The organism is Streptomyces spinosisporus (assembly GCF_022698145.1).
In the GTDB taxonomy this organism is placed as follows: domain Bacteria; phylum Actinomycetota; class Actinomycetes; order Streptomycetales; family Streptomycetaceae; genus Streptomyces; species Streptomyces spinosisporus.
In genome coordinates this window covers 87,274-99,361 of the sequence record NZ_JALDAX010000024.1, presented here as the reverse complement: position 1 = coordinate 99,361, position 12,088 = coordinate 87,274, and the positions used below count along the sequence as shown (strand labels likewise).

Below are 12,088 nucleotides of genomic sequence, written 5' to 3'. Positions count from 1 at the left end.
GGACGTATGAAAGTCGCCGTGATCGGCGGAACCGGGCTCATCGGGTCGCGGGTGGTGAACGTCCTGGACGCGAGCAGGCACGAGGCCGTGCCGCACTCGCCGTCCACCGGACTGGATCTGTTGAGCGGGAAGGGTCTGTCCGAGGCGTTGTCGGGAGCCGATGCCGTCACGAACCTGACCGACTCGCCGCCCTCCGACGAGGCCGCGTCCTCTCGATCCGTGCCGCGCAGTTCTTCGAGTTCATGGATACGGTGATGTCGTGGACCTCCGACGGCAGGACCGTCCGGCTGCCCGCCACGCGCCTGCAGCCCATAGCCGCGGCGGACGTCGCTCAGGCCGTGGCCGCGGTCTGCGTCGGTGCCCCGCTGAGGGGCCCCGCAACGTCGCCGACCCCGAGGTCTTCACCCTCAACGAGCTGGGCCGGATCACTCTGGCCGCGCGTGGTGACCAGCGCAGCGTCGTCACCGACAGCACGGCCGGCATATACGCCGCCGCCTCGGGAGACGACCTCATAGCCACGGGTGACGCAGTCGTCGCCCCAACCACCTACCGGGACTGGCTTACGTCGTGACCGAGACGGAGCCTGCACGAAGGGTCCCCCGACAGAAAGTGTGACCATGGCGATCAATCCCGAAGCCGAGGCTTCCGCGAGGGAAGAGAACAACGCTGCACTCATTGCCGCTCTGGACGGGTCAACTCTCAGTGAGGTGGAGTCCAGTTGGGACCTCGACGTGCTCAACGACGCGGAGCACGGTCGCTGGGTCGCCGCCCTCGGTCCCGAAGCCATCGGCGAACTTTCGTACCGGTTCGTGGGCGGCCGCGTTGTGCTGCTGACGACCTGGGTCGATCCGGCCTACCGCAATCATCGGGTGGCCACGGAACTCGTCGCTCGCGTGCTGGACGAGATCCGCGAGACCGGGAAGAAGATCACCATCATCTGCCCGGTGGTGGGTGAGTTCATCGAGCGCAACCCGGAGTACGCCGACCTCATCGACAAGGTCCACCCTGGTGCCGGCGCCCACCCCGAGCCGGAACGCGCGGGCGCCGGACCCGACGAGGAGCTCACCGCGGTCGAGCGCGACCTGACGTAACCGTTCGGTGACGGACCCACCTGTCGGGACCGGTCGATCACCCCTCAAGGGCACCAGGACCGCAGCCATGAGCCTGCTGAAAGACATACTCAACGATGTCTTCGCCGTCCCCCCGCCCTTACTCCAGCTCGACCTCGAAGCCCTCACCCGCACGAGACGCCTTCTTCACACCATGGCCCACGACGTCTCTCGCTCGAGCGCATGAACCGCGCACAGGGTCGTTCCCTGCGTGCGGTTCCTTGAGCGGAGACCGGTCGCTCACAACTGGCGGCCCAGCGCTTCCGCGTGCACCTTCATCACAGGGGCGAACCGATCGCGGAGTTCATCGACGGTGACGCGGGAGCTGGAGGCGCTGACCGAGACGGCGGCGACCAGCCGGCCGTCCGGATCGTGGACCGGTACGGAGATGGAGAGCAGAAGACCCCCACCACGGCCGTCGAAGTCGACGATCGCATCCAGGCCGCCCGAGCGGCGGGTAGTCGGCCAGTTCGGCCGGGTCCAGTGAGCCGAGCAGAACATGTCCGGTGGCGGAGGCGTAGAGGGGGATCCGCGCGCCGACACGTACGCCGGTGTTGATGATGCGAGGGCCTTCGCTGCGTGCGATGAACAGCGAGTCGTTGTCGTACCGGGCGACGGCCGCGTCCATGACCACCATCGGCGGCATCGCGATCGCCTTCGCGGTCGGCCCCGCGATGGATCGACTCGGCGCCTACGGCTCCCTGAGCGCACTCTACTTCGCCGGCTGCGGATTCCTGGCCCTCATGGGCCTGGTGCTGGGCTCGCCGGTCTGGATGGTCCTGGCGTCGATCTTCTTGATCGGCTGCACCATCAGCGGCGGCCAGAAGAGCGTCATCGCGCTCGCTGCGGCCTTCTATCCCGAAGAGGTACGCTCCACCGGCATCGGCTGGGCGCTGGGCATCGGTCGCATCGGTGGGATCGTCGGCCCGATGATCGTCGGCGGTCTGCTGGCCGACGGCATGAGCAACGAGCAGCTCTTCATGATTCTCATGGTCCCCACCGCGCTGTGCGGACTGATCGTCCTGTACCTGGGACATCGCGCGAAGCGACTGCAGTTGGCTTGATAGTGGAGTTGGCCAAGTACTGAGCCCATCGGCCTTGTTGAAAGACGCTGCTCTCCGTTGCACGGGCGCCCGTCGCTTTGCACATCGGACGTCGGGCGGGGCGCGCGGGCCGGGGCGGCGGCGGAGTGGGGGAGCGCCGGCCGTGACCCTCTCCTGCGTCAACGAGCAGGACGACGAGTTGGCACGGGGCAGGTTGCCGAGCGCGCCTGTTGCCGCGGCATCCTGGGGATGTCAGCCCAAGGCGGGGTAGTCGCCGGCGGCGAGGTCGTCGAGGAGGCTTGGGTGGGCGGGCTTCCAACCGAACCGTTCGCGGGTCCGTGCACTCGACGACGGCATGTCAAGAGCGAACAGTCGACCGGCGAGGCCGAAACGCTCGGGTGGGGCCGACTCGACCGGTATCGCGAGGACTTCGCCGATGGCTTCGGCCAGCGACCTCATGGTGTCGCCCTCGTCGGCGACCGCGTGCAGGACCGTGCCCGGCGCAGCGCCCTCGAGTGCGATGCGGAACAGCGGGGCGACGTCGAGCCGGTTGACCGCCGGCCACCGCTGCGTGCCATCGCCGACGTACGTTGACACGCCCGTTTTCTGCGCCGCGGCGATGAGTGCCGTGCAGAAGCCGTATGCCGACCCGCGCTGGTGCACGGAGCGGGGCAGTCGCACGACGGAGGAGCGGACGCCCTGGGCGGCCAGCGCCAGCACCACGTCGGAGTTGCGGCCGCGACCACCGACCGGGCCCTTGGTGGTGTTGGGGTCCTCCTCGACGGAGATGTGGCCCGGCACCATCGGCGTGAGGCCGGCATGGACGAACGGCTTGCCACTGCCTACGAGTTCGGTCGCGAGGGTCTGCACGGCGCGCGCTTCCTCGTGGATGCCCCGCTCCAAGTTGCTCCAGTCGTTGCTGAAGGCGAGGTTGATGACACCATCGGCTTGCGCGACGCCGGCGCGGAGGCCGTCAAGGTCGGTGAGGTCTCCGCGCAGCGGCGTCCCGCCGGCGGCCGCGAGGACCGCGGCCGCCGTATCGGAGCGGACGAGGCCGAGGACCTCGTGGCCCGCGGCGATGAGGTCGGGAACGACAACCGAACCGATGCTGCCGCTGGCGCCAGTGACGAATACGCGGATGGGAGGCTCCGGAAGACTGGTGCGACACCGCGTCGCAGGATGGGTGGGGCGAGGGTCAGGCGTGGCGGTGGTAAGTCTGTGGATCCACGGGTTGCTTGGACTTGGGAAGCCCGCCGACCACGAGACGGTAGGAGTCGGTGACGAGGTCCTTCACCAGGTTGCCGTCGACGGTGTCTCCGCCCTCCACCGTGATCCAGTGCCTCTTGTTCATGTGGTAGCCAGGGGTGATGTCCGCGTACTGCTCACGCAGGGCGGTGGCGTCGTCCGGATCGGCCTTGAGGATCACCACGGGACGTCCCGGCATGTCGGTCATCAGCATGAAGACCTTGCCGCCCACCTTGTGGAGCTCCCAGTCGGGGTCGAAACGTCGCTCCTGGTCGGTGCCGGGCAGGTCCGCCGTGTGGTCACGTGCGATCTTCTGCAGTTCCTGTCCGTCCAAGGTGATCAGCTCCTCTGTCGGTTCGAGTGCCTGGCGTGTGTCGGTTCGGGTCCTACCGCCGGTCGCCGGCCGTGGTGTGGAGCAGGCAGATGACCTGCCGGTAGGACCCTGGCCGTCCACTGCCTACGGAAGGACCCGGATGACGGTCTTCCCGAGGCGTCGCGTGGTGGGGTTGAGGGCGCCGACGGCGTCGTCGAGGCTCGCGATGTCGCCGATGTTGGTCCGCAGCCGTCCGTCCCGCACCCGCTGCACGATCTCGCCGAGTTCGGCGCGATCGGCTTCGACGACGAAGTCCACGGCCAGGCCGTCAGCGGGCCGTGCTTCCACCGGGCCGACGACGGACACCAGAGTTCCTCCGGCCTTGATCAGGGCGGCGGACTGCTGTTGCACGTCGCCACCGATGACATCGAGGACCAGGTCGACTTCGCCGACGTCTTTGAGCGCGTCGTTCTCGAGGTCGACGAACTCGTGGGCGCCGAAGTCGAGTGCCTTCTCGCGGTCGGCGGCGCGGCCGGTGCCGATGACGTGGGCGCCGGCTTCACGTGCGAGCTGGGTCACCATCGTCCCGACCGCCCCGGCCGCGCCATGGGCGAGGACGGTCTGGCCGGCCTGGAGGCGGCCGTGCTGGAACAGTCCTTGCCACGCGGTCAGACCTGAGATGGGCAGGGACGCGCCCACCGTGAAGTCGACGTCGCCCGGCAGCGGTGCGAGATTGCGCGCTTCGATCGCCACGTACTCCGCGAGGGTCCCGTCGCGGTGCCAGTCCGCGAGGCCGAACACCCGCTGCCCGATCGAGAGGCCCGTCGTGCCGTAGCCGAGGGCAGTGACCACGCCGGCCAGCTCGTGGCCGGGGATCGACGGTGTCTTGTCGTGGCCGGCGCGATCGGCCCAGGTCGAGGGCCACTCCATTTCGGTCGGGACGAAGCCCGAGGCATGGACCTGAACGACGACGTCGTTGATCGCCGGGATCGGCTCAGGCCGCTCCGTCAGTGTCATTCCGGCCGTTCCCGCGGCCTGGTCGGTGACCACAATGGCTTTCATCGAAATGCTTCTTCCTCGGATGTGTGGTGGGTGCCGGTTTCCGGGCGGGTTCCTACATGAAGGTGAACAGCTCGTCGGCGTCGAAGCGCGAGATCGGAGTGGTGTACACCTTCTCCGGGTCGGGGTAGCCGAGGGCCAGCAGCAGCGTGGTGGAGTGTCCCCTCTCACGGATCTTGAAGGCCTTGTCGACAGTGGTCGGGTCGAATCCCTCCAGCGGCGTGGCCTCGACGCCGAGTTCGGCTGCCGCCATCATGGTCAGGCCCACCGCCATGTAGGTCTGCTTCTCCATCCAGTGGTTCAGGTCCTTGTAGCCGTAGTTGCGCAGGTTGAGGAAGTCCCGGGTCATGGATTCCCACAGCTCCTGCTTGGACGGGTCGGGGAACCGGCCGTCGGCCTTCTCCTTCGTGAACACCGCCTCGATGTGACTGTCCGGCACGTCTGCCCGGGTGGTGAGGATGATGGTGTGCGACGCGTTCAGGATCTTCACGGCGTTGTCCTGGAACCGTTCGCCCAGGTTGTCGGCGAGCCGCTCTTTGCCTTCGGGCGTGGCGAGGACGTAGAAGTGGTTGGGCTGTACGTTCACCGATGACGGCGTGGAACGCAGGAACCGCAGCAGCTGCTGAAGGGTTTCCTCCGGGATGGTCCTGCTGGGGTCGAAATACCTGGTGAGGTGCTTGCTCATGAGCTTGTCGAGATTCATGTGCGCCTTCTTCGTGCGATGAGTGGGTGAGGGGCGGAGGGACGGATGTCCGCAGGGCCTGGGCTAGTTCGTGCCGCGGGCGAGTAGTTCGCCGATGCGCTCGAAGCTGATTCCTGTCGTCGCCGAGGCGAGGTCACCCGCGGCCAAAGCCTTGATGGCCCGGTCGAGTGCCTCCATCGCATGGGCGTAGAGCGCCGGACCCACACTGATGCGCTTGACCCCGGCCTTCTGCAGCTCGGCAACGGTCAGCACCGTGTCCGCCGGCGAGATGAGGACATTCACCGGTGTCGGTGCGACAGCGGTGACGATCGCGACGAGTGCGTCGAGGTCGGGCGGGAAGGGGGCGTAGAGCACGTCCGCGCCGGCCTCGGCGAAGGCCGTCAGACGCCGGATGGTGTCGTCGAGATCGGGCCGCCCCTGAAGGAAGTTGTCGGTGCGGCCGGTGACGACGATGCGTCCCTTGGCCGCGTCGACGGCGCTGCGTACGCGGGTTACTGCCTCGTCGAAGTCGCGGATCGGTTGGTCCGGATTGCCCGAGGTGTCTTCGATCCCGATACCGGCCAGGCCGGACCCGACGGCGGCTTCCACGGTTGCGGCGACGTCTTCAGGCGTATCGCCGTAGCCGTCCTCGAAGTCGCCGTTGACGGGCAGCCCGGCGAGTCGGCCCAGTAGCCGTGCATGCTCGAGGTGTTCACCACGGGTGACTTCGTGTCGCCCGTCGGACCGGCCGAGTGTGGTGGCGAGAGCTGCCGATGATGTCGCGATCGCCTCGAAGCCGGCGTCGGCCAGCATCAGGGCTGAGAGGCCGTCCCATGCGTTCGGCATGACGAGGCCACCGTCGCGGGTGTGCAGCGCCATGAAGCGCTCGTAGAGTTCGGAGCCCGGCATGGCGAACCTTTCCGAGTGATCGTTGTGGGGCGGTGAAGGAGTTGCCGGCTGAATGCGCGGACGCGACGAGCGTCGGCGATCAGACGGTCGTAGCGGCCGGGTTGACGGCGGGGATGTCGACGTCGGTCTGGTTGACGTTGTTGATGAAGTTGGTCAGCAGGACCTGCACCGCCACCGTCACGATCGCCAGGATCTGCGCGTCGGTGTACCCGGCGTCTCGCACGGCCGCGAGGTCGGCGTCGCTGACCTGACCGCGGCTCTCCACCACCTGCTGAGCGAAACGAGCGACCGCGGCACGCCGGGGGTCGGTCGAACCGCCGGCCCGGGCCAGGTCGATGTCGTCGCTCGACATGCCGCCGAGTTCGGACGATACGTAGGTGTGCATCGCCAGGCAGTAATCGCAGTCGTTGGCCTGTGACACGGCCAGTGCGATGGTGTGCCGCGTCTTCGCGTCCAGTACCCGGCTCAAGGTGTTCTGCAGGGTCATGACGACGTCGAGGACGGTCGGGTTCGACGCGAGGGTCGTGAACATGTTCGGGACGAAGCCGAACTGCCTGCCGATGGTGTCGAGGATGCCCTTCGCGTCGTCCGGGACGTCGTCGGGAGAGGGAACAGTCAGGCGTGACATGGCGAATCAACCTCCGGTGAGTTGTGAAAGGTCAGCGTCGGGCCCAGGGCGGTTCTTACTGCTGCGGAGATCCGGTCGCCGTGATGACGACGATCCCTGCGACCCTTTTTGGGCTGTCCAGCCCACTTCTTGGAGTGAACACCACTCGTTTCTGGGCTGTCAAGCCCAATCTGATGTATCGTCGAAGCATGGTCACGACTACGGCAGCTCCGGCGCCTCACGAGCTCACATCGAAGGGGCGGGCGACGCGCGCCCGCATCGTGGAGCACGCCGCGGAACTCATCTACGCCAAGGGAGTCCACGCGACGAACAACGAGCAGCTCCGCCGCGCCGCCGGCGTCAGCGGATCGCAGCTCAACCACTACTTCCCGACCAAGGAGAGTCTCGTCCTGGCCGTGATCGCCTGGCAGGCCGAGCGCGTCCTCACATTCCACCGCGACGAGCGGTTCACCGGCTTCGACAACCTCGAAGCGCTCCGGGAGTGGGCGGATTTCTACGTCGGCTACGAGCGCGCCTACCAAGAAGGCTGCACGCTCGGCTCCCTGGCGAGCGAGATCATCAAGACGGACCTCGACGTTCACGATGAGCTGGCGAGTGCGTTCGACCAGTGGCGGGGGATCTTCCGCGAGGGAATCGAGCGCATGCAGCGACTCGGCCGGATCAGCGCCGAGGCCAACCCCGCGCAGCTGGCCCATCTGTTCCTCGCCGCCTTCCAGGGCGGCATGCTCCTCGCCCAGGTCGCGCGGGACATCGCTCCACTGAAGGACGCGTTGCAGGCGGCCATCGACCACCTGCAGACCTTCGCGACGTCTCCCGACGCCGACGGAGTCCAAGCTCGGTAGCCGCTGCCACGCGTATGGGGCGACGGCGCGAGTCGCGGTGCACGTCGTTCCGGGCTGGGTGCCCAGGTCAGTGCTGCCTCCGACTTCCCGGTCGGCCAGTTCGGCGCCATGCGCTCCGTGTACGGCATGACGACGCGGCAGACCGTGATCGGCGTCAGGGGCCCCGAGCACGCCATCACCTATGACGAAGCCCTCACCCTGCACACCACCGGCGCCGCCCGCCTGACCGGCGAGGACCAGGTGCGCGGCACGCTCACCGCCGGCCGCCTCGCCGACCTCACCATCTGGGACCAGGACCCCGCCCACTGCCCCGGCGACGCCCTGCGCGACCTCCACCCCGCCCACACCGTCGTGGGCGGTCGACTGGTCACCACCACCGGAACGTGGTAGGCGGACAATCAGGCGGCGGGCCCGGACTCGTGGCTACCGTGGGGGACTGGCGTCCGCGGTAGCCAACTGCCCGTGGTGAACAGTCCATTTCGCCCAGCGTGGCCTGTCCTGGCCGACGTGCAGAGTCCGCCGCTGCTGCTTCCGGGAGGCCACGCGGCCCACTCGTCTGAGCTTCAAGGCGCTGCATCGGTTCCTGGATCCTGGCACTCCGGCACTCCGTAAGCGCCTCTCCTCTGGCGAACGCGGGCCATGGACATGAAGGTCATCCTGCATCAACTGGATGTGATCGAGGATGCCGTGCTCCAGCTCCGCGGTCGACTGGACTTCACCAAGGTCGTCGCGGCGGGGCGGAACGGAAGTCGACCTGGCCGACTCTGGGATCACCGTCGGCCCACGGTGCTCGCGTCAGTCCAACACCTGTACTGCCGTTGTCGCCCCCGCCCGCACTGTCGTCGTTGCGTACGTGTATGTCACGCCGTCGACCGTCTTGGTGCGCACATGCTGGGCGACGCCGTTGACCTTGAGCGTCTTGTGGGTCCCGGGGAAGCGGGCTTCCCAACGGACGGACCCCTTGCGGGCGTTGTTCGTCAGGGTGGTCTTCGTCGCGCCGTCGTGGCGGACGGAGATGGTGCTCGTGCCCACGGGTACGGCTGCCGCCTGGAGCCACTTCATGCCCGGGGGCAGCCGCGACTGTGTGGTCACCGTGTGGTCCGCCGCGTTCGGTGCGATGCCCATCAGGCCCTCGATGGTCTGGCTGACCAGGGTGAACGACACTTCTGGGTAGTCGCCGTTGGGACCTTGGCGGGAGTTGACGTGCTGCAGTTCCCGCTCGCCGTAGATCCTCTTCATCCACGACCAGGCGGTGTCGTTGCGGTTGTTCTTGAAGAACATGTCGGGCAGATACGTGGTCGACTCGATGTTGGTCGACCCCTGCGGCCCCAGCTCCTGAGCCTGGATGTAGTCGAGGTAGGCGTCGTTGCGCGGGCCGGGGTCGATGATCTGTTTCATCGGCATGAAGACGCTGTTCTCCTTTCCCCAGCCGGTGACCGGGGCGCCGGAGGTGGTGTAGGCGCGGACCATGTCGGCCCCGCTTCCACTGCCGCTCCAGTTGTCGTTGAAGTACGTCTTCAGATCGGCGGCACGCCGCTCGTACGTCCGGGCGAGCTGTGTGTCGCCCTTGCCGTGAGCGAGTATGGCCATCGCCAGATAGGCCTGGTACTCCGCACCGATGGTGTCACCGGCTTCGGCGAGCTCGTCACCGTCCTGTTCGTTGTAGCTGGCGGCGCCCGCGAAGATGCCGTTGCCGGTGCCTTCGGCGACCTTGACCTTCCCGTTGGGCTTGGCGGAGTTGTGGAGGTCGATGAACTGCTCTGTCGCGTGCCGGTAGAAGGCCCACAGTGCCGGATCGTTCACGTAACGACGGTCACCGGTCCACAGGTACGCCTGGGCTGCCTTCTCCACGAGTTCGAAGACGGCCGGCACTTCACGCACGAAGTTGTCGGGGCTCTTGTAGTCGATGCTCAGGTACGTCTTGGCGTCGAAGTTGAGCGACCAGACGGGGAAGTACTTGTGCGTGGCGGTGGCGGAGGCTGCGTACGAGCGCAGCATGGTCTCGTTCTCGGTGTCGAGGCCGAGGAGATGGGCACCGGCGAGCTGGTGGGTCATGTCGCGGGAGTAGTAGGCGCTGCGGTTGGCGTATCCGGCCCAGTAGGTGGGCGCGTACCGCGCGGTGCCGGTGCCGCCGGTCTGGTTCTCGTCGACGTTGATCGGGCCGGTCGTGCCGGGCAGCTGCACCCAGCTGTTGGCCTTTCTCTTGGCCCAGTTGAACATCGCGACGACCTCGGGGTCGGACGAGGTGACCACGGGGTCGTCGGGTGCGGCGGGGGAGATCATGAGGTCGTCGGCGTTGACCCAGCCGCTGCCCGAACCGAAGGCGATCTCCAGCCGGTCGCCGGCCTTCAACTCGACGCGGCTCACGGTGTAACGGGCATACGTGGCGAGCTCCGGCAGATCGACCGTGCCGACGGTCTCGCCGTTGCGCCGAATCGTGTACGTGCCTCCGGTGCCGGCGCTCGCCACCCACGCGGAGAAGTCGTACATGCCGTTGCGGGGCGCGACGATGGTCTGCTCGGCGTTCTTTCCGGTTCCCGCGTCGAGGTAGAGGAAACGGGCGCCGCCGTGGGAATTGCCGGTGCCGACCCCGGTGCCGGGTCCAAAGGTCCAGCCCGTGCCGCCGTTCTCGAAGCCCGGGTCGTCCAGGGCCAGTTGGGGGAGGGCGCCGGAAGCGGTGCCCGACGCGGAAGCCGCGCCGCCGGCTCCTGGCGCCGCTGTGGCCGACATCGCCGGGGTCATCGACATGATCAGGGCAACAGCGGTGAGCAGCATGAGCCTTGAGGGCTTCATCGGGTCTCCCGGTCTCCAGTGACGGCGGGTGGGGCTGCCGAGTGGCGGCAAGCTAGCAGGGGCCGAGGAGGCGTTTCAATGGTCATGCAGAAGAACTCTGCAAGAAGTGTGACCGTCATGCTGTCTGAAGCGGTTGATATCGCTGAAAGTTTTCCATGGCATCTTGCAAGTGGGTAAGGCGCTTGTTAGTTTCCAGCCGGACCGCGTGTTCAGTGGGCACGATCGTCCCTGACGAGCGGGACGTATCATCTACGGCTGGCCCCACGGGAAACGGAGAGAACCGGATGAAGGTCGGCATCACCGAGGTCGCGGTCCGGGCGCAGGTGAGCGAGGCCACGGTCAGCCGCGTGATCAACCGCCGCCAGGGCGTGTCCCGCAGGACCCGTGAGGCGGTCGAGCAGGCGATGGCCGACCTGGGGTACGAGCGCCAGACGCGGGGGCAACTTGTCGCGGTCATCACCGAGTTGGTGTCCAATCCGTTCTTCGCCGACGTCTGTGAACGGATCGAGTCGACCCTCGCCCCGCACGGCCTGAAAACGATCCTGTGTCCCTGCTTCCCGGGCGGGGTGCAGGAGTTGGACTTTCTGACCTCCCTCGCCGACCGCGGTGTGGCCGCCGTCGTGTTCCTCTCCGCCAGCAACACGATCGAGGGGGCGGACCCGCAGGCGTACGAGCTGCTGCGCTCGCGCAGGATCCCGTTCGTCGGGGTCAACGGCCAGTTCGAGGGCGCAGCCGAGGCGCCGGTCTTCTCCACCGACGACCTATTGGCCGCCGAACTCGCCGTCGATCACCTCCACCGGCTCGGTCACCGCCGTATCGGCATGGCGTCGGGCCCGGTCGGCAACCGGCCGGCCGACCGCCGTGTCAGCGGCTTCATCGCCTCACTCGCCCGGCGCGGAGTGGAAGACCCGGAGCAGTGGGTGGTCCGGCAGTCCTACACCGTCGAGGGCGGACAGTCCGCGGCCATCTCACTTCTCGGCCGCGGCGCCACGGCCATCGTGGCGGCCAGCGACTACATGGCACTCGGTGCGATCCGCGGTGCGCGCCGTCAGGGGTACGACGTCCCGGGTGATGTGTCGGTCGTCGGCTACGACGGCGCCATGATCATGGACTTCACCGATCCTCCGCTCACCACGGTCCGCCAGCCGGCCGACCGCCTGTCCTCGGAGGTGGCCCGCAGCATCCTCGCCCTGGTCGGCAACCGCGATGTCCCTGTCGGTGAACTCCTCTTCGACCCGGAACTGGTGATCCGGGCGAGCACGGCAGCACCGAAGAAGGAGTAGGGGACCGCTCGTTCGTAGAGCGCTGAGAACTCACGCACGCTGTCCGCCCCCGTGGCGGTGCTGCGGGACTACAGGACGGCAACTCGGCACGTTCATTGCAAGGTTTGTGGCTCACGGATGCTCCGGAGGGGCTGGCTATGTCTCGGTTCGTGTTTCTCGGGCTGGCACTTGCGTTGCTCACG

The 12,088-nt window shown here is 67.4% G+C and carries 13 protein-coding genes and 2 pseudogenes; 6 read left to right on the top strand and 9 right to left on the bottom strand.

The features are described 5' to 3' along the window. The first annotated feature begins 6 nt into the window (after nt 1–6). Nucleotides 7–571, top strand: a pseudogene (locus MQN93_RS39455) (hypothetical protein). Between the two features lie 46 nt (nt 572–617). Further along, the gene (locus MQN93_RS39450; RefSeq protein ID WP_242713282.1) at nt 618–1,091 is read left to right on the top strand and encodes a GNAT family N-acetyltransferase; all 474 of its coding nucleotides are present in this window, start codon (nt 618–620) and stop codon (nt 1,089–1,091) included. Nucleotides 1,092–1,349: 258 nt separating this feature from the next. Here MQN93_RS39450 and MQN93_RS39445 read toward each other — a convergent pair whose 3' ends face one another. Together MQN93_RS39445 and MQN93_RS44560 are read right to left on the bottom strand one after the other, a co-directional pair. After that, nucleotides 1,350–1,610, bottom strand: coding sequence for an IclR family transcriptional regulator domain-containing protein (locus tag MQN93_RS39445; protein WP_242713281.1), 261 nt, complete (start codon nt 1,608–1,610; stop codon nt 1,350–1,352). Nucleotides 1,611–1,626: 16 nt separating this feature from the next. Beyond that, a pseudogene (locus MQN93_RS44560) lies at nt 1,627–1,737 on the bottom strand (hypothetical protein); the annotation flags it as partial. On the opposite strand from MQN93_RS44560, the gene MQN93_RS39440 reads away from it, so the two are divergent. Further along, nucleotides 1,694–2,173, top strand: coding sequence for an MFS transporter (locus MQN93_RS39440; protein ID WP_242713280.1), 480 nt, complete (start codon nt 1,694–1,696; stop codon nt 2,171–2,173). The pseudogene MQN93_RS44560 and the gene MQN93_RS39440 sit on opposite strands and share 44 nt — an antisense overlap. Before the next feature lie 231 nt (nt 2,174–2,404). Here the strand turns inward: MQN93_RS39440 and MQN93_RS39435 are convergent, their stop codons facing one another. From MQN93_RS39435 to MQN93_RS39410, 6 genes are all read right to left on the bottom strand, one after another. Next, nucleotides 2,405–3,292 (bottom strand): SDR family oxidoreductase, encoded by an 888-nt coding sequence (locus MQN93_RS39435; protein WP_242713300.1) that lies wholly within the window; start codon nt 3,290–3,292, stop codon nt 2,405–2,407. Nucleotides 3,293–3,347: 55 nt separating this feature from the next. Next, nucleotides 3,348–3,731, bottom strand: a complete 384-nt coding sequence (locus tag MQN93_RS39430; protein ID WP_242713279.1) for an MmcQ/YjbR family DNA-binding protein — start codon at nt 3,729–3,731, stop codon at nt 3,348–3,350. Between the two features lie 123 nt (nt 3,732–3,854). Then, nucleotides 3,855–4,772, bottom strand: a complete 918-nt coding sequence (locus tag MQN93_RS39425; protein ID WP_242713278.1) for an NADP-dependent oxidoreductase — start codon at nt 4,770–4,772, stop codon at nt 3,855–3,857. A 52-nt stretch (nt 4,773–4,824) separates the two neighbouring features. After that, complete coding sequence (locus MQN93_RS39420) at nt 4,825–5,472, bottom strand: nitroreductase family protein (protein ID WP_242713277.1); 648 nt, start codon at nt 5,470–5,472, stop codon at nt 4,825–4,827. 63 nt (nt 5,473–5,535) lie between these two features. After that, nucleotides 5,536–6,360 (bottom strand): isocitrate lyase/PEP mutase family protein, encoded by an 825-nt coding sequence (locus tag MQN93_RS39415; protein ID WP_242713276.1) that lies wholly within the window; start codon nt 6,358–6,360, stop codon nt 5,536–5,538. Nucleotides 6,361–6,439: 79 nt separating this feature from the next. Continuing rightward, nucleotides 6,440–6,988 (bottom strand): carboxymuconolactone decarboxylase family protein, encoded by a 549-nt coding sequence (locus tag MQN93_RS39410; protein ID WP_242713275.1) that lies wholly within the window; start codon nt 6,986–6,988, stop codon nt 6,440–6,442. Between the two features lie 188 nt (nt 6,989–7,176). On the opposite strand from MQN93_RS39410, the gene MQN93_RS39405 reads away from it, so the two are divergent. Further along, a complete protein-coding gene (locus tag MQN93_RS39405) occupies nt 7,177–7,830 on the top strand; it encodes a TetR/AcrR family transcriptional regulator (RefSeq protein WP_016432587.1) in 654 nt (217 codons plus the stop codon). 3 nt (nt 7,831–7,833) lie between these two features. After that, nucleotides 7,834–8,220, top strand: a complete 387-nt coding sequence (locus tag MQN93_RS39400; protein WP_308404518.1) for an amidohydrolase family protein — start codon at nt 7,834–7,836, stop codon at nt 8,218–8,220. A 405-nt stretch (nt 8,221–8,625) separates the two neighbouring features. Here MQN93_RS39400 and MQN93_RS39395 read toward each other — a convergent pair whose 3' ends face one another. Further along, on the bottom strand, nt 8,626–10,623 hold the full coding sequence (locus MQN93_RS39395; RefSeq protein ID WP_242713273.1) for a carbohydrate-binding protein: 1,998 nt from the start codon (nt 10,621–10,623) through the stop codon (nt 8,626–8,628). A 284-nt stretch (nt 10,624–10,907) separates the two neighbouring features. Here MQN93_RS39395 and MQN93_RS39390 point away from each other — a divergent pair, with 284 nt between their 5' ends. Further along, the gene (locus MQN93_RS39390; RefSeq protein ID WP_242713272.1) at nt 10,908–11,906 is read left to right on the top strand and encodes a LacI family DNA-binding transcriptional regulator; all 999 of its coding nucleotides are present in this window, start codon (nt 10,908–10,910) and stop codon (nt 11,904–11,906) included. Nucleotides 11,907–12,088: the final 182 nt, after the last annotated feature.